The organism is Shewanella sp. FeAMO, from assembly GCF_053653955.1.
Map to the genome: position 1 here is coordinate 278,746 of NZ_CM132201.1, position 18,066 is coordinate 296,811.

At 51.8% G+C, this 18,066-nt stretch carries 11 protein-coding genes, 2 tRNA genes and 3 rRNA genes; 11 read left to right on the forward strand and 5 right to left on the reverse strand.

All coding sequences use genetic code 11. From position 1 onward, the window contains the following. Position 1 precedes the first annotated feature (1 nt). Both ccmB and ccmA read right to left on the reverse strand, forming a co-directional pair. Entirely contained in the window at positions 2–688 is a 687-nt protein-coding gene (ccmB, locus tag ACWAU4_RS01365) for a heme exporter protein CcmB (RefSeq protein ID WP_025011984.1), read from the reverse strand. Positions 689–700: 12 nt separating this feature from the next. Next, on the reverse strand, positions 701–1,348 hold the full coding sequence (ccmA, locus tag ACWAU4_RS01370; RefSeq protein WP_028781247.1) for a cytochrome c biogenesis heme-transporting ATPase CcmA: 648 nt from the start codon (positions 1,346–1,348) through the stop codon (positions 701–703). Between the two features lie 323 nt (positions 1,349–1,671). On the opposite strand from ccmA, the gene ACWAU4_RS01375 reads away from it, so the two are divergent. Beyond that, positions 1,672–1,965 carry a c-type cytochrome gene (locus ACWAU4_RS01375; RefSeq protein WP_025011985.1) on the forward strand — a complete coding sequence of 98 codons (294 nt, stop codon included), beginning with the start codon at positions 1,672–1,674 and terminating at the stop codon, positions 1,963–1,965. Between the two features lie 60 nt (positions 1,966–2,025). On the opposite strand, the gene ccmI is transcribed toward ACWAU4_RS01375, so the two are convergent. Further along, positions 2,026–3,279 (reverse strand): c-type cytochrome biogenesis protein CcmI, encoded by a 1,254-nt coding sequence (gene ccmI, locus ACWAU4_RS01380; protein WP_109248979.1) that lies wholly within the window; start codon positions 3,277–3,279, stop codon positions 2,026–2,028. A gap of 454 nt (positions 3,280–3,733) precedes the next feature. On the opposite strand from ccmI, the gene ACWAU4_RS01385 reads away from it, so the two are divergent. From ACWAU4_RS01385 to ACWAU4_RS01430, 10 genes are all read left to right on the forward strand, one after another. Then, positions 3,734–5,710: a heme lyase CcmF/NrfE family subunit gene (locus tag ACWAU4_RS01385; RefSeq protein WP_045284097.1), complete on the forward strand. Its 1,977-nt coding sequence runs from the start codon at positions 3,734–3,736 to the stop codon at positions 5,708–5,710. A 16-nt stretch (positions 5,711–5,726) separates the two neighbouring features. Further along, positions 5,727–6,281, forward strand: coding sequence for a DsbE family thiol:disulfide interchange protein (locus ACWAU4_RS01390; RefSeq protein ID WP_025011988.1), 555 nt, complete (start codon positions 5,727–5,729; stop codon positions 6,279–6,281). Continuing rightward, complete coding sequence (nrfF, locus tag ACWAU4_RS01395; protein ID WP_025011989.1) at positions 6,278–6,757, forward strand: heme lyase NrfEFG subunit NrfF; 480 nt, start codon at positions 6,278–6,280, stop codon at positions 6,755–6,757. Before ACWAU4_RS01390 ends, nrfF begins: the two co-directional genes overlap by 4 nt. Next, positions 6,757–7,341, forward strand: a complete 585-nt coding sequence (locus ACWAU4_RS01400) for a TlpA disulfide reductase family protein (protein WP_025889964.1) — start codon at positions 6,757–6,759, stop codon at positions 7,339–7,341. The genes nrfF and ACWAU4_RS01400 overlap by 1 nt, the downstream gene beginning before the upstream one ends. A gap of 432 nt (positions 7,342–7,773) precedes the next feature. Then, a 16S ribosomal RNA gene (locus ACWAU4_RS01405) occupies positions 7,774–9,318 on the forward strand. A gap of 484 nt (positions 9,319–9,802) precedes the next feature. Further along, positions 9,803–12,695 (forward strand): 23S ribosomal RNA (locus ACWAU4_RS01410). A gap of 90 nt (positions 12,696–12,785) precedes the next feature. After that, positions 12,786–12,861 (forward strand) — tRNA-Val (locus ACWAU4_RS01415). 166 nt (positions 12,862–13,027) lie between these two features. Further along, a 5S ribosomal RNA gene (rrf, locus tag ACWAU4_RS01420) occupies positions 13,028–13,143 on the forward strand. The 16S, 23S and 5S rRNA genes sit together here with 2 tRNA genes alongside, the layout of an rRNA operon. 37 nt (positions 13,144–13,180) lie before the next feature. Continuing rightward, a tRNA-Asp gene (locus tag ACWAU4_RS01425) sits at positions 13,181–13,257 on the forward strand. 263 nt (positions 13,258–13,520) lie between these two features. Continuing rightward, positions 13,521–14,795, forward strand: coding sequence for a CinA family nicotinamide mononucleotide deamidase-related protein (locus tag ACWAU4_RS01430; RefSeq protein WP_025011584.1), 1,275 nt, complete (start codon positions 13,521–13,523; stop codon positions 14,793–14,795). Positions 14,796–14,882: 87 nt separating this feature from the next. On the opposite strand, the gene ACWAU4_RS01435 is transcribed toward ACWAU4_RS01430, so the two are convergent. Further along, entirely contained in the window at positions 14,883–15,422 is a 540-nt protein-coding gene (locus ACWAU4_RS01435) for a DUF1439 domain-containing protein (protein ID WP_101057634.1), read from the reverse strand. Further along, on the reverse strand, positions 15,419–18,055 hold the full coding sequence (gene ppc, locus ACWAU4_RS01440; protein ID WP_044733473.1) for a phosphoenolpyruvate carboxylase: 2,637 nt from the start codon (positions 18,053–18,055) through the stop codon (positions 15,419–15,421). Before ppc ends, ACWAU4_RS01435 begins: the two co-directional genes overlap by 4 nt. Between the last annotated feature and the right edge of the window lie 11 nt (positions 18,056–18,066).

Genomic DNA, 18,066 nt, shown 5'->3' on the forward strand with positions numbered 1-18,066 from the left:
TTCAGTTAGTACTCACTCGCAATGAGGCACCAATAGCAAAAGGTGCCAAGACTAAAGAACCGACCAGCATGGCGCCTAGAATCGCCAGCTGACCATCATAGGGTTGTTTGGATGCTGCAAAGTCGATCGCGCCGGTCGCAAAGATCAACACTGGTATATACAGTGGCAAAATCAGCAAGCTAAGCAGCACGCCGCCTTTGCGTAAGCCCACTGTAAGAGCAACACCTATGGCGCCAAGCAGACTCAATACAGGTGTCCCCAGCATCAAGGTGGCTATCAAGGCGCCGTAACTGTTGTCGTCCAGATGCAGCAGCACAGCCAACAGCGGTGCAATTATAATTAAAGGTACGCCAGTCAGTAACCAGTGAGCAAACACTTTGGCCAGTACCAACAGCGCCAGTGGCTGCGGGCTAAGCAACATCTGCTCCAGACTTCCGTCACTGAAGTCTGCCTTGAACAGCCGCTCCAGTGACAACATGGCTGCCAGCAAGGCCGCAACCCAGATAATCCCGGGAGCAATCCGGGTCAACACCTGTGGCTCAGGACCTATACCCAGCGGAAACAGGGTAACCACTATGATAAAAAACAGCAGTGGGTTAAAAATATCACCACGATGACGCACGGCAATCTGTAGATCCCGTTTCAGCAGGGTGAAAAATGCCTTGGTAAAACTAATGCCTCTGTTCATCTCTGCTAAGCCTTATACGAAGCGATAATCCAAGCGGATTTTCCGCAACCTTTCATCTGTAATGATGCCCATATCCTGGTGGGTCGTCAGAATGACGCAACCACCGGCATCGGCATGGCGAATATAGAGTTGCTCCAATTCAGCGACCCCTTTCTTGTCGATCGCGGTAAAGGGCTCATCCAGAATCCAGATTTTACAGGCGGTATGCCAGAGCCTGGCGAGTGCGGTTCGTCTGTGTTGGCCAGCAGAAAGGTGGCCTGCAAGCGCTTCTTCAAACCCGGTCAGGTTGACTTTGGCAAGGATTTCCCGTGCATCAAAGTCATCATACCCACTGATTCTTAAATTGAAGTTAAGGTTTTCCTCGGCGGTGAGTTCGCTTTTCACGCCGGCGAGATGGCCCAGATAAAGCAGGTTTTCATTGAACTCATCGCGGCAACGAGTGATAGCTTCTCCCTGAAACAGGACTTCCCCCCCGTATGGGCGCGACAGACCTGCGAGGATCCGCAGCAGGCTGGTTTTACCGGCGCCGTTGGGACCTTCAATTTGGACTATATCGCCAGGGTTGATATCGAAGCTGAGTTCATCGAACAGTATCCGCTCTTCACGAATACAAGTGAGGCTGCTTGCCGACAGCAGTGATGTAGGTTTTGGTTCTGCCACTGAGCCCTCTATAACAAGCGGTAAGGAAACACAAGAGATACTAACACATGCTCTGGCTGGGGTTTACCACTGCATCGCACTAAGTTTCAGCAATTTGATATGCTTCCAATAAAAGTGAATTTTTGGGAACTTTTTAATCTGTTACTAATATATTAATGAATTCGCGACCTTTGTCCTTATTTACAGGACAAGCTGCGATTTTAATCACAAAAAGATGAGATTTGTTGAAGTTTGTTGTACTCTTAGCGAGCTAAAATGAGTCTGCCTACTTTAACCAAGGGCAGCGTTGAGCTTTGTAAGTATTTGCATTAGGAACATTGAACATGAAAAAACTGTTAGCAATGACCGCAGTAGCTGCATTGACTATGTCTGCGAACGTGTCAGCCCAAGAAGGTGAGGCCGTTTTCAATAAAGCCTGCCAAGTCTGCCATAGCATGGGTGTTGCCGGTGCACCTAAAGCACACGATGCTGCTGCTTGGGAGCCTCGCCTGGCCAAAGGTATCGACACCCTGCTTAACAGCGTTAAGTCTGGTTTGAACGCTATGCCTCCTGGTGGCATGTGCACAGATTGTACTGATGAAGATTACAAGAACGCTATCGAGTTCATGTCCAAGTAATCAGGTATCATCATAAAAAAACCGGCATCAGCCGGTTTTTTTATGTCTGTTTACCAAGGATTACTGGACTTCGGTATCCAGCACCAGTTCGCCGCTGGCACCAACTTTAATGCTGGCCAGCTTACCTTGCAGATCGCCAGGCTGAGGCTTAACGCTGCCATGCTTGGACAATACCGCAATCACTTCAACGTCGGTTGCATCACTGAGTTTGACGTTGCCGCCCATGTTGGTGGAGTCATCCAGAGTCACAGTCACAGGTAATGACTTGGCACTCACCTTGGTGGCCGCCAGTGGAACTTTGGGGCCTTCCGTAGCTCTGGCAAAGATGAACAGCATATCGGTATTGCTGACCTTGGCTGCCAGTTCAGGAGCGATAGAAACATTCAGTGTCACTGTCTTGGCTGTGGCTGCCTTCAGGCCCTTATGAGCTTCGTCATTCGGCATGGTGGCACCACCTTCTGCCTGCATACGCATCTTGGCGCTGTCAATGGCATTGATCAGTGCGGCACGATCCACGTCGGCTCTATCGCTGTCGAGAATAGTCTGCCAAGCGCCGATGGCCTTGTTGTAGTCTGCGGTAAAGAAAGCATCCATACCAACCAGCAGTAAAGTGGAAGGGTCTTGTGGATCCAGCTTCAGTGCCTGATCGATCAACGACTGAACCACAGGGATCATCTGCTGGCCAGCCTTATAGTAGAGGGCGGTGGCTTTAGGACCCAGCAGCTCGGCATGTACACCCACAAGTTCGATCACTTTATCGAAGGCCGCGACTGCTTGATCATATTGTCCGGCAGAGATATAGGCGTGACCCAGGCTGAACCAAGCCTGGCTGTTTTCAGGCTCCTGTTGCACAGCTGATTCCATCATTTGCACTCGCTGCATCATGATCTGCTCAGTGCTCATACCTGCATGGGGATTTTCTGGTTGAGGCGAATCGATATTTTGATAGGCACCCAACTGCTGATAGGAGTAGCCGGCAACAGCCAGTAATACAACTGACATCAGACTTGGCCAGAGTAGCCCTTTAGGCTTGGCCTGAGAGTCGAGTGATTCGTCGGCTCCTTGTTTGATGTCCTGCAGTAAGCTGACTTCCAGTTCTTTTTTCAGGGATTCAAATTCGTCTTGATCCAGCAGTTCTTCCTGGCGTTCCTTCTCCAGAATGGCTAGACGTTCATTAAACAGTTCCAGGTTGGTCTGTTTGCGGACACCGGACTCTTCAGCCTTGAGCAGCTTCTGTTGCCGGAAGTGAGGAAGCCAGATCAGCCCCAGGCTGACTAACACAACAATCGCAATAAAAATCCAAAAAGTGGTCATTATGTTTATTTCACGTTGGTTTGTGACAAAGCGGGGTTACCGCACGGCCTGACTGCAAGATTATACGGAAAGATGATTCATTGAACAGTAATATAAGCCCCCCTTCTGGGTTAATGGTCATAGTTGGGCACTGGTTCACAGTTCCAAATTTCAGCAAAAAATTCAATGAAACTTCTCTAGTTAACGCCTGTCACAGCCTTGAGTCTTGCCGCCTTTTCCCTACTGATATTGGCCTCTCGGAGAATGAGAGCCGCAACCCATAATTGGTGGAAAGTGGCAGACAGGAACAAAAGCAAATACTAAAATGAGCAAAAATTCGTAATATATACCTGTTAACCGTTACGGCTTTTAAGCCGTGATTAAGTTAACAAGGTAATGGTGTGTGCCCCGTAGTTGTGCGTCTGCCCAGAATAAGAAGCTTGGCAGACATTGACCTGGAAACTGAGGAAAACCCATGATCCCAGAACTTGGACATTTCTCATTGATCATAGGGATGGCGTTCGCTGTACTGCTGATGACCGTCCCCCTGATCGGTGTTGCCCGCAAAGACCAATACTTAGTGCGCTATGCCTGGCCTCTGAGTTACGGTATGTTTTTATTCATCTTTTTATCGGTAATCGCGCTGGGTTACAGCTTCGCAACCGATGATTTCTCAGTCGCCTATGTGGCCCATCATTCCAATTCTCAATTGCCTATCTTCTTTAAGATTGCAGCAGTTTGGGGTGGGCATGAAGGTTCGCTGTTGTTCTGGGTCTTCTCACTTTCTGTATGGGCTGCAGCTGTAGCCTTCTTCAGTAAGGGGTTGGAAGAGGTGTTCACCGCTCGGGTATTGGCCGTGTTGGCGATGATCACCATAGGCTTTACCCTGTTCATGCTACTCACTTCCAGTCCATTCGAACGTTTATTCCCGATCCCGGCGGAAGGGCGTGACCTTAATCCCATGCTGCAGGATGTGGGTCTGATCTTCCACCCGCCTATGCTGTATCTGGGTTATGTGGGTTTCTCTGTCAGCTTTGCTTTCGCCATCGCCGCACTGATGAGCGGTCGACTCGATTCTGCCTGGGCTCGTTGGAGCCGCCCTTGGACTCTGGCCGCCTGGATTTTCCTCACAGGTGGTATCGCACTGGGCTCCTGGTGGGCATATTACGAGCTCGGCTGGGGCGGTTGGTGGTTCTGGGATCCGGTTGAAAACGCATCCTTTATGCCATGGCTGGTCGGTACAGCGCTGGTTCACTCCTTGATAGTGACAGAGAAACGCGGTGCCTTCCGTAACTGGACAGTTCTCCTGTCTATCTTTGCCTTCTCCCTGAGCTTATTGGGTACCTTTATCGTTCGTTCTGGTGTGCTGACCTCAGTGCACTCCTTTGCGGCAGACCCAAGCCGGGGTATGTTCATTCTACTGCTGCTTGGCTTGGCCATAGGCGGTTCGCTGACACTGTTTGCTTTCCGTGCCAGTGAAATGAGCAGCCCTGCCCGTTTCGAGCTGAAATCCAAAGAAACCATGCTGCTGGTCTGTAACGTATTGCTGACCGTAGCGGCAGGTACCGTATTGCTTGGTACCCTTTACCCGCTGCTGATCGATGCTTTGGGCATGGGTAAGATTTCCGTTGGCCCACCATACTTCAATGCAGTATTTGTTCCCATCGTGCTGGTACTGTTCGGCTTTATGGGGATTGGCCCTATCATTCGCTGGAAAAAATCCAAGCAGGGTGAGCTCAAACGGCAATTGTTGGTACCTGCGATCATTTCAGCTGTGCTGGGCGTGATAGCGCCATTTATTGCCGGTGGTGAGTTCAACATCTGGGTTGCACTGGGTATAGGTGCGGCTGTCTGGATTGTACTGGCGACTCTGCGTGCCGGTTACAACGTGATTAAAGCGAAAGACGGCAGTGTCAGTTTGGCGCGTATGGGCCGCAGTGAACTGGGGATGATCATCGCCCACCTGGGTATTGCTGTCTCTGTAGTGGGGGCCACCATGGTGTCCAACTACTCTATTGAGAAGAGTGTGCGCATGGGCCCAGGCGTCAGCCATGAGTTGGCCGGTTACACCTTTAAGTATCTGGAAACCCGTAACGTTGTTGGCCCTAACTACACGGCACAGCAAGGGCAGGTTGAAATACTGAAAGATGGCGAAAAGATTGCTCTGTTGCAGCCGGATCGTCGTCAATACAATGTTCGCACCATGGATATGACAGAGGCCGGTATCGACTGGGGTCTGTTCCGGGATCTCTATGTCACTATGGGCGACCCTGTAAGCCGTACTGAGTTTGCAGTGCGACTGAACTACAAACCTTTTGTTCGTTGGTTGTGGTTTGGCGGTATCTTTATGATGGTTGGTGGTTTCTTTGCGGCTTCAGATAAGCGCTATCGTGCCAAAGCCCGCGCTGAAGAAGCGGCTGCAGCCAAGAAAGCCAAACTGGCAACAGCCTGAAACAGGTAAGAAGAAGATGAAGAAGCTAATACTTTTTATTCCACTGATATTGTTTCTTTTGATGGGGATCTTCCTTTACAAGGGACTGTTCTTGAATCCACAGCAGTTGGATTCTGCGTTGGAAGGTAAGCCTGTGCCTGCCTTCCAGCTGGAGAAACTGGAAACGCCGGGAGAGATGATCACCAACGAAGATCTTAAAGGTAAGGTATCCATGCTGAACGTATGGGCGACTTGGTGCCCATCCTGTAAGTATGAACATCCCTACCTGATGCAGTTGGCTCGACAAAACTTGGTGCCCATCTATGGCATCAACTACCGTGACGAGCGGGCGCTGGCGGTAAGAGAACTCTCTCGCCAAGGCGACCCCTACACGTTGAATATCTATGACAAGGACGGTCGTCTCGGTCTGGATCTCGGGGTATATGGTGCGCCGGAGAGTTTCATCGTGGATCACAACGGTGTCATTCGTTATCGCTATGCCGGGCCGGTAGATATGCGGGTTTGGAAAGAAACCTTGTATCCCATGATCCAACAGTTGCAGGCCGAGGCCGCTAAGGATAAAGCGTCATGAGAAAGTTGTTGCTGAAAACCTTTGCTATTGCGGCGCTCCTGCTCGGTTATGCCGCTCAGGTGGCGGCAACGCCGGTGGATACCTTCGAGTTCAGTTCTCCTGATAAGCAGAAGCGGGCATTGTCGCTGGCTCATGAGCTGCGCTGCCCCCAGTGTCAGAATCAAAACCTGATCGATTCCAACTCACCGGTTGCCCGCGATCTGCGTCTTGAAGTGTACAAGATGGTGGAAGAGGGCAAGGCTGATGATGAAATCGTCCAGTTCATGACCAGTCGCTACGGCGAATTCGTTCTCTATAAGCCAAGGCTTGAGACCAAGACCTACGTCCTTTGGCTGGGCCCTGTGGCGTTGCTGTTGTTCGGTGGTTTGATTGGCTTTATTTTCATCCGCAAACAGCGTACTACCGGTGGTAAAGCGCTCGAACTGTCTGCCGAAGAACAACGCCAGTTGGATGAGCTATTGAAGCGAGACAAGTAATGAGCAAACTCAGATACTCATTACTCTTGCTGGCGTCCCTGTCTCTGGGGGCGCAGGCTTATCCCGGTATGCAGCCGAAGGATCACAATCAGATCCAATCCAGTGTCGACAAGATCAATGTACTCCCTCACAGCTTCCCTCTGGAAGTGGTTCCCTTCCAGGATAAGACCGGTAGCCAATTGGATTTCAGTCAACACAAGGGAAAAGTGGTGTTGGTCAACATTTGGGCTACTTGGTGTCCTCCTTGTGTCAGGGAGTTGCCTGCTCTGGAGCGGCTTGAAGGGCAGTTCAGTGATAAGGAGTTTGCCCTGCTGCCGATTTCCATCGATCAGGGTGGCCAGGAGCAAGTGGCCAGTTTTCTACAATCCCTGGGGATGGCAAATTTCCGCAGTTACTACGACCCACAAATGCAGTTGGGGCAGATATTCCCACTCGATACTATCCCGGCGACCTTTATTCTTAATGGTAAAGGGGAGCTGATTGCCTTTGTCCGCAGTTTCGTCGACTGGGGTGACCCAAAGGCGATAGCCTTACTCAAAGGCTTTATTGAACAGGAAAATGCACCCAAGTCGGCCGCAAACTGAGTAAATTAGGGCGTAAAATAGCCATAATTGCAGAAAAAGATCGTTTTTGCCTAAAAGATCGGCAAGCGATCTTTTTTCTTATAAAAAGCCCTTGCACAAAAGTTTTGGCTCCCTATAATGCGCTCCCACTGACACGGCACAGCGGCAACGCGAAAGACGTGACAGGGTTGAAGAAAACGGCTCTCGAGTCCTTTCAACGACAGGCGAAAAAAGATGGTAAATACCTCTTGACGCCGCAGCAGGAAAGCGTAGAATACGCAGCCCTGACCCGATGGCCGCAGCGCCTAAGGGATTGCTCTTTAACAAGATAAACAAGCAAATCTGTGTGGACACTCACAGGCATTGAGAAATCGACAAAACGATTTAACTCGATGAAGAGTGTTCATACGAACAGAATTCATTGAGTCGAACCTTCGGGTTCAACCAAAACTTTAATTGAAGAGTTTGATCATGGCTCAGATTGAACGCTGGCGGCAGGCCTAACACATGCAAGTCGAGCGGTAACATTTCAAAAGCTTGCTTTTGAAGATGACGAGCGGCGGACGGGTGAGTAATGCCTGGGAATTTGCCCATTTGTGGGGGATAACAGTTGGAAACGACTGCTAATACCGCATACGCCCTACGGGGGAAAGCAGGGGACCTTCGGGCCTTGCGCTGATGGATAAGCCCAGGTGGGATTAGCTAGTAGGTGAGGTAAAGGCTCACCTAGGCGACGATCCCTAGCTGGTCTGAGAGGATGATCAGCCACACTGGGACTGAGACACGGCCCAGACTCCTACGGGAGGCAGCAGTGGGGAATATTGCACAATGGGGGAAACCCTGATGCAGCCATGCCGCGTGTGTGAAGAAGGCCTTCGGGTTGTAAAGCACTTTCAGCGAGGAGGAAAGGGTGTAAGTTAATACCTTACATCTGTGACGTTACTCGCAGAAGAAGCACCGGCTAACTCCGTGCCAGCAGCCGCGGTAATACGGAGGGTGCGAGCGTTAATCGGAATTACTGGGCGTAAAGCGTGCGCAGGCGGTTTGTTAAGCGAGATGTGAAAGCCCCGGGCTCAACCTGGGAACCGCATTTCGAACTGGCAAACTAGAGTCTTGTAGAGGGGGGTAGAATTCCAGGTGTAGCGGTGAAATGCGTAGAGATCTGGAGGAATACCGGTGGCGAAGGCGGCCCCCTGGACAAAGACTGACGCTCAGGCACGAAAGCGTGGGGAGCAAACAGGATTAGATACCCTGGTAGTCCACGCCGTAAACGATGTCTACTCGGAGTTTGGTGTCTTGAACACTGGGCTCTCAAGCTAACGCATTAAGTAGACCGCCTGGGGAGTACGGCCGCAAGGTTAAAACTCAAATGAATTGACGGGGGCCCGCACAAGCGGTGGAGCATGTGGTTTAATTCGATGCAACGCGAAGAACCTTACCTACTCTTGACATCCACAGAATCTGGTAGAGATACCTCAGTGCCTTCGGGAACTGTGAGACAGGTGCTGCATGGCTGTCGTCAGCTCGTGTTGTGAAATGTTGGGTTAAGTCCCGCAACGAGCGCAACCCCTATCCTTACTTGCCAGCGGGTCATGCCGGGAACTTTAGGGAGACTGCCGGTGATAAACCGGAGGAAGGTGGGGACGACGTCAAGTCATCATGGCCCTTACGAGTAGGGCTACACACGTGCTACAATGGTCAGTACAGAGGGTTGCGAAGCCGCGAGGTGGAGCTAATCCCATAAAGCTGGTCGTAGTCCGGATTGGAGTCTGCAACTCGACTCCATGAAGTCGGAATCGCTAGTAATCGTGGATCAGAATGCCACGGTGAATACGTTCCCGGGCCTTGTACACACCGCCCGTCACACCATGGGAGTGGGCTGCACCAGAAGTAGATAGCTTAACCTTCGGGAGGGCGTTTACCACGGTGTGGTTCATGACTGGGGTGAAGTCGTAACAAGGTAGCCCTAGGGGAACCTGGGGCTGGATCACCTCCTTACCTAAGCGATAATTGGTGCTTGGTCGGAAATTGCTCCTGAATTTTCGACATTCGGTACATCCGTGTACCTTTTGAGTGTTCACACAGATTGCTTGTTCATAGAGCAGGCCGTTGACCCTGGTAAGTCAATGAGTTCTTTAACAATTTGGAAAGCTGATAGTAGACATCAAAACCAACTCTTCGGAGTAGGATTTGATGCATACAAATTGAGTTCTCAAACACTTCAATCAAGTGTTTTGGAAATTCTTCAAGGCGAGTCCACTTCCTTAACCCGGAGGTGAGACAAGTAAACCTAAGCTGGTTGCAATACAACCCGTGTTTTCCGCTATGTTACCGATAAGGTAGCGCAGTCAGGCGACATGGTGTCTAAGCGGTGATTTGAGTGAGGAAGGAGTGTAGCAGCGCTACATGACTGACGAATGAAAAGCACAATAACGACAACATGAGTACTGACAAGCGAAATGAAAACTCATCCGGGTTGTATGGTTAAGCGACCAAGCGTATACGGTGGATGCCTTGGCAGTCAGAGGCGATGAAGGACGTAGTAACTTGCGAAAAGCGTTGGTGAGCCAGTAACAAGCATTTGAGCCAGCGATGTCCGAATGGGGAAACCCGGCACCATAAGGTGTCATCACTAAGTGAATACATAGCTTAGTGAGGCGAACGAGGGGAACTGAAACATCTAAGTACCCTTAGGAAAAGAAATCAACCGAGATTCCCCAAGTAGCGGCGAGCGAACGGGGATTAGCCCTTAAGTCTTTGGGGTGTTAGTGGAATGTGTTGGAAAGCACAGCGGCACAGGGTGATAGCCCCGTACACGTAAACTAACCAGAGATGAAATCGAGTAAGGCGGCACACGTGATATGTTGTCTGAATATGGGGGGACCATCCTCCAAGGCTAAATACTCCTGACTGACCGATAGTGAACCAGTACCGTGAGGGAAAGGCGAAAAGAACCCCTGTGAGGGGAGTGAAATAGAACCTGAAACCGTATACGTACAAGCAGTGGAAGCGGTTCTTGAGACCGTGACTGCGTACCTTTTGTATAATGGGTCAGCGACTTACATTTAGTAGCGAGGTTAAGCGAATAGCGGAGCCGTAGGGAAACCGAGTGTTAACTGCGCGTATAGTTGCTAGGTGTAGACCCGAAACCCGGTGATCTAGCCATGGGCAGGTTGAAGGTTGAGTAACATCAACTGGAGGACCGAACCGACTAATGTTGAAAAATTAGCGGATGACTTGTGGCTGGGGGTGAAAGGCCAATCAAACCGGGAGATATCTGGTTCTCCTCGAAAGCTATTTAGGTAGCGCCTCGGACGAACACCTTTGGGGGTAGAGCACTGTTAAGGCTAGGGGGTCATCCCGACTTACCAACCCTTTGCAAACTCCGAATACCAAAGAGTGCTATCCGGGAGACAGACGGCGGGTGCTAACGTCCGTCGTCAAAAGGGAAACAACCCAGACCGTCAGCTAAGGTCCCAAAGTAATTGCTAAGTGGGAAACGATGTGGGAAGGCTTAGACAGCTAGGATGTTGGCTTAGAAGCAGCCATCATTTAAAGAAAGCGTAATAGCTCACTAGTCGAGTCGGCCTGCGCGGAAGATGTAACGGGGCTAAGCAATTCACCGAAGCTACGGGTACTGATGCTTGCATCAGTGCGGTAGAGGAGCGTTCTGTAAGCCGTTGAAGGCGAAGGGGTAACCCACGCTGGAGGTATCAGAAGTGCGAATGCTGACATGAGTAACGATAAAGGGGGTGAAAAACCCCCTCGCCGAAAGACCAAGGGTTCCTGTCCAACGTTAATCGGGGCAGGGTGAGTCGACCCCTAAGGCGAGGCTGAAAGGCGTAGTCGATGGGAAACGGGTTAATATTCCCGTACTTCTGCTAACTGCGATGGAGAGACGGAGAAGGCTAGGCCGGCGCGGCGTTGGTTGTCCGCGTTTAAGGTAGTAGGTGGTGTGCTTAGGCAAATCCGGGCACACATACACTGAGAGCTGACGACGAGTCCCTACGGGGATGAAGTGGTTGATGCCATGCTTCCAGGAAAATCTTCTAAGCTTCAGGTTAGCAGGAATCGTACCCCAAACCGACACAGGTGGTCGGGTAGAGAATACCAAGGCGCTTGAGAGAACTCGGCTGAAGGAACTAGGCAAAATGGTACCGTAACTTCGGGAGAAGGTACGCTCCTGTTGGTGATGAGACTTGCTCTCTGAGCTGACGGGAGTCGCAGATACCAGGTGGCTGCAACTGTTTATCAAAAACACAGCACTGTGCAAAATCGCAAGATGACGTATACGGTGTGACGCCTGCCCGGTGCCGGAAGGTTAATTGATTGGGTTATCTTCGGAGAAGCTCATGATCGAAGCCCCGGTAAACGGCGGCCGTAACTATAACGGTCCTAAGGTAGCGAAATTCCTTGTCGGGTAAGTTCCGACCTGCACGAATGGCGTAATGATGGCCACGCTGTCTCCAGCCGAGACTCAGTGAAGTTGAAATTGCGGTGAAGATGCCGTATACCCGCGGCTAGACGGAAAGACCCCGTGAACCTTTACTATAGCTTGGCACTGAACATTGACCCTACATGTGTAGGATAGGTGGGAGACTATGAAGATGAGACGCCAGTCTTGTTGGAGTCAACCTTGAAATACCACCCTTGTAGTGTTGATGTTCTAACCTGGGCCCCTAATCGGGGTTAGGGACAGTGCCTGGTGGGTAGTTTGACTGGGGCGGTCTCCTCCCAAAGAGTAACGGAGGAGCACGAAGGTTGGCTAAGTACGGTCGGACATCGTACGGTTAGTGTAATGGCATAAGCCAGCTTAACTGCGAGACAGACACGTCGAGCAGGTGCGAAAGCAGGTCATAGTGATCCGGTGGTTCTGAATGGAAGGGCCATCGCTCAACGGATAAAAGGTACTCCGGGGATAACAGGCTGATACCGCCCAAGAGTTCATATCGACGGCGGTGTTTGGCACCTCGATGTCGGCTCATCACATCCTGGGGCTGAAGTCGGTCCCAAGGGTATGGCTGTTCGCCATTTAAAGTGGTACGCGAGCTGGGTTCAGAACGTCGTGAGACAGTTCGGTCCCTATCTGCCGTGGGCGTTGGATGATTGAGGGGAGCTGCTCCTAGTACGAGAGGACCGGAGTGGACGAACCGCTGGTGTTCGGGTTGTCATGCCAATGGCATTGCCCGGTAGCTACGTTCGGAATCGATAACCGCTGAAAGCATCTAAGCGGGAAGCGAGCCCCAAGATGAGTCATCCCTAGGGCCTGGAGCCCTCTGAAGAGCCGTTCGAGACCAGGACGTTGATAGGCAGGGTGTGTAAGCGTTGCGAGGCGTTGAGCTAACCTGTACTAATGACTCGAGAGGCTTAACCATACAACCCAGATGGGTTTTACGGACTTGAAGAAGTCGATACTTGATTGAAGTTTGAACTCAGGCTCTGAAAAGAGCACAGCCAAGAATACCGGTCGCTTAGCTCAGCCGGGAGAGCACCTCCCTTACAAGGAGGGGGTCACTGGTTCGATCCCAGTAGCGACCACCATATTTCAAAGCAACAGCTTTCTGAATTGAAGAACAAAGGTTAATGACGCAGGTAATAGTTTGGCTGACAAAGCCGTGACGAGCGAGCCGCGCAGTGTACTGAAGTACATGAGCAGCGTAGCGAGGAAACAATACCGTCAGACGGACAATTAACCAGTAAGAATATGTCTGGTGACAATAGCATTGTGGTCCCACCTGATCCCATCCCGAACTCAGAAGTGAAACGCAATCGCGCCGATGGTAGTGTGGGGTCTCCCCATGTGAGAGTAGGTCATCGCCAGACGCCCAATTTTAGTAGTGCGCCAAGGCGTGATACTAAAGGAGCGGTAGTTCAGTTGGTTAGAATACCGGCCTGTCACGCCGGGGGTCGCGGGTTCGAGTCCCGTCCGCTCCGCCAACTTAAAGAGAAAGCCTCATCGAAAGATGAGGCTTTTTTCGTTTTTATCCACAGACTTTTTATCCAGAACTGCGTTGAACTTTACCCCGCGACAAATCGACTTCTGCCCCTGCAAACTAACGTGCGTACAACTCTCGAAACTGCGTGTCATGCTGGTTTTCCACTCTCCCTGTTTCTCCCTTTCTTGTGTCTTCCAAGCCGTGCTTGCTATTCATCCAGTGGTTACTTAACGTATATGCAGTTTTTGCCAAAGGGATCTTTGAATGAAGTTAGAGATGATTTGTACCGGAGAGGAAGTGTTGTCCGGTCAGATAGTAGATACCAATGCCGCCTGGTTTGCCAATGTGATGATGGAGCATGGGATTGAGGTGCAGCGCAGGGTCACAGTGGGGGATAGACTCGAAGATCTGATAGCCGTATTTCAGGAGCGTAGTCTCCATGCCGATATCATTCTGGTTAATGGTGGTTTGGGGCCAACCAGCGACGATCTCTCGGCCGAAGCTATGGCCAAGGCCAAGGGTGAGCCTCTGGTTGAGAACGCCGAATGGCGTGCCAAGATGGAGGCCTGGTTCAGCCGTAACAACAGAGAGATGCCGGCCAGTAATCTGAAACAGGCTTTACTGCCTGAGTCTGCCGTCATGGTGGATAATCCGGTTGGCACGGCCTGTGGCTTTAGAGTCAAACTCAATCGTGCTTGGCTCTACTTCACTCCAGGGGTGCCATTTGAGCTGAAACATATGGTTCAGGAGCAGTTTCTACCCTTTATCAAACAGGAGTTCGGCCTGGATGCAAAAGTCGCATTGAACAAGCTGTTGACCCTGGGCCATGGCGAATCGACGCTGGCCGATAAGCTGGAAGCATTGGAGTTGCCAGCAGGGATCACCATAGGTTATCGCTCCTCTATGCCACATATAGAGATCAAGTTGTTTGCCCGCGGTGATAAGGCCATTGCTCTGTTACCCCGAGTCACCAATCATGTACGACAGGTTTTGGGTACTGCGGTTGTTGCCGAAAATCGCGCGACACTGGCGGAAGAGATCCATCATAGGTTGTTGAATTCAGGCCTTAGTCTTAGTCTGGCCGAGTCCTGTACCGGAGGTATGTTGACCAGCCAATTGGTGGCTTTTCCTGGCAGTTCTTCCTATTTGCATCAGGGGTTGGTGACCTACAGCAATGAGAGCAAGGTGCGTATTCTTGGGGTTCAACCTTCAACACTGGATGACCATGGCGCTGTGTCGATTGCCACCGTTGAGGAGATGGCGATGGGGGCCAGGGCGATACTGGATAGCGACTATGCTCTGGCCACCAGTGGTATTGCCGGTCCTGATGGTGGCACAGAGGAGAAGCCTGTCGGTACTGTCGCCATAGCCTTGGCAACCAAGGGAGGTTGTTACAGCCAGATGATTCAGCTGCCAAGACGTTCTCGAGAGCTGGTTCGCAGCCTCAGCAGCGCAGTAGCCTATGACATGCTGCGCCGCGAGTTGCTGGGCGAGGCGGTTATTGTTGACTACTCCTCTATTGGTCGATTTGCCAAATAGTCAAAGGCAGCAATAAGTTAAACCAGTAATAGGTTAAATAAAAATACGCAGCCAAGGCTGCGTATTTTTTGTGCTCTGAATATCGATTTATTTAAACTCCAGCACCAGTTTGCCTGGTTTAACCTGAAGGCTCTTGGTCATATCGGCCAGTCTCGCTTGGTTGCTGTCCTGGGTATCCAGAACATAAACCGGCTGACTTTCGAGGAAGTTGCGGATAAAGCCCATCAACTGTGGGGCAATACCCTGTAAAGCCCGCTGAATATCCTTGGGATTGGACTCGACAGAGGTCAACTCCAGACCACGGAGATAGACGCCATGGGTTTGGTTGTCATACCAAGGCTTGGCCTCAAACTCTGTTGTCAGGCTGGCACGCAGGGGAAACAGCGGCGTTCTGAGTATCAGCTCAGAGGTGGCTTTCACCGCCATGGTATCCGGCTTGTGCCCCAATTTGACTGTTACCCGATTCAACTGGATCTCTGTTGCCAGTGGCCCCTGGGTGTCTTGCATATCCAGTTGCAGCTCTTTATTCAGATAGGATTCCAGCTGTCCTTCGCTGATGCTGTATTGGCTGACACAGCCGCCCAACATCAGCATCAACCACAGAGACAGCAGTAGGGGCAGCCTCATCCTGTATTCCTCATGCCCGCCGCGACACCGGCTATGGTCAGCATCAGCGCCAGTTGCAATTGTTCCGAAGTTTCCTGTTCCTTGCGACTTCGGGCCAACAACTCGGCCTGCAGGAAGTTGAGCGGGTCGATATAGGGGTTTCGAAGCCGCACCGATTCCCTGTTCCAGGGAGTATGCGACATCAGGCTGTCAGAGCGGGTCAGTTCGAGTACCGCCTGGATCCCCTGTTGCAGCCTCTCCCTGAGAGCTTCACCCAAATGACGCAGGTCTTCAGGCACCAGGCAGGTGTCGTAATAGCGGGCGAGGTTGGGTTCTGCCTTGGCATACACCATTTCCAGCATGGAGATACGGGTGTTGAAGAAGGGCCACTGACGTTCCATCTCCTGTAGCAGAGAAAGCTCTCCTCGTTTGGCCGCGGCTTCTAGCGCCTCACCGGCACCGAGCCAGGCCGGCAGCATCAAACGGTTCTGTGACCAGGCAAATATCCAGGGAATGGCGCGCAGGCTTTCGATACCTCCATCCACCCGGCGTTTGGCCGGTCGACTGCCGAGTGGCAGCTTACCTAGCTCCACTTCAGGCGTTGCGGCTCTGAAATAGGCAACAAAGTCAGCTTCTTCCCTGACTATGCTGCGGTAGGCCAGTACAGATTCATCGGCCAGTCGCTGCATGCATTGCCGCCATTCCTGTTTAGGCTCGGGAGGCGGAAGCAAAGTGGCTTCCATCACCGCCGAGGTGTAAAGCGCCAGTGACTGCACTGCCAACTTAGGGAGACCGAACTTGAAGCGGATCATCTCTCCTTGCTCTGTCACCCGGATCCGTCCGTCAACTGAGCCCGGAGGCTGTGACAGAATCGCCTGGTGAGCCGGGCCGCCGCCACGACCGATAGTACCGCCACGGCCGTGGAATAGGGTCAGTTTGACGCCAGCCTTCTTGCATACCGCAACTAGTTGTTCTTGCGCCCGATATTGTGCCCAGGCCGCGGCCATGACTCCGGCATCCTTGGCCGAATCCGAATAGCCAATCATCACTTCCTGCATGCCTTTGGTGTAACCCAGATACCAATCGATATCGAGCAGGGCAGAGATGCAATCGGCGGCATTGTTGAGGTCATCCAGGGTCTCAAACAGCGGCACTACCCGCATGGGATAGTGACAGCCGGTTTCCTTGAGCAGCAAGAGTACCGCCAACACGTCGGATGGTTGGCTGGCCATGGATATCACATAGGAACCCAGAGCTTGTTGAGGCTGAGTGGCTATCAAGCGGCAGGTTGCCAGTACCTCGGCCACCTCGTCTGATGGCTGCCAGTTTACCGGGATCAAGGGTCTGCGGTTGGCCAGTTCCCTGAGCAGGAAGGCCTGCTTTTCTGTCTCATCCCAATGGTTGAAGTCACCCATGCCCAGATAGCGGGTAAGCTCGGCAATGGCATTGGCGTGGCGCTCTGCATCCTGGCGGATATCCAACCTCAGCATATGAATGCCGAAGCAGGCCAAGCGGCGCAACATATCCAGCAGCAAGCCATTGGCTATCAGACTCATGCCGCAATCGCACAGGCTTTGATACAGCATCAGCAGCGGCCTTTTCAGGTCGTCCTGGTGCCAGATGATGCTATGGCTGTCGATTTCGGGCTGATGACCTTCGAGGCGGGCATTGAGATAGTCTATGGTGTTGCGCAGCTTTTGGCGCAGATCTCTAAGCACGTCACGATAAGGTTCACAGCTGCCGTTGGTATACTGGCTCAACTCCTCGTTGGCTTCTTCCATGGACAATTCGCCAACCAGAGATACGATATCTTTGAGATAGAGTCTGGCGGCGGCATGGCGGTTACGATCCAATACTTCCTGAGTGACCTTGGCGGTAACAAAGGGGTTGCCGTCACGGTCGCCACCCATCCAGCTGGAGAATCGCACTGGAGCGATATCAATCGGTAGCTGGCTGCCGGTGCGCTCTTCTACCTGGTCGTTGAGCTGGCGTAAAAAGTCGGGAATCGCCTGCCACAGTGAGGTTTCGATAGTCGCCAAACCCCAGCGGGCTTCATCTACCGGCGTCGGGCGTTCGCGGCGGATCTCATTGGTATGCCAAATCTGGGCAATTAGCTGCCGCAGTCGCAGATTGATCTGTTTAAACTCGCGCTCGCTGAGCTGATCGTTTTCCAGAGCCGTCAGACAATCGACCACAGATGAGTACTTCTGGATCAGGGTGCGGCGGGATATCTCGGTCGGGTGTGCCGTCAGTACCAGATCTATGTTCATCTCCCTCAGACAGGACAGCATCTGCTTCTGATCTATCGGGCCGTTCAGCATGCGTCCGAGCAGTTGCTCCACGGGATCCGGTACACACACCAGTTCATCACAGTTGCGGCTGATGGTATGAAACTGCTCGGCGATATTCGCCAGGTTGAGAAATTGGTTAAAGGCTTTGGTGACCGGCACCAGTTCGTCATCGGGCAAGGCCGTCAGCAGTTCCAACATCTGCTGACGGGCGCTTTCATCACCCTGACGGGAACTCTTGGCCAGTTGACGGATCTGCTCCACCTTATCGAGAAATGGCTCCCCCAGATCGGATCGCATGGTGTCGCCGAGGATCTGCCCAAGCATACTGACGTTGGATCTTAAGGATGCATACATATCTGCCATCGTGTTGATTG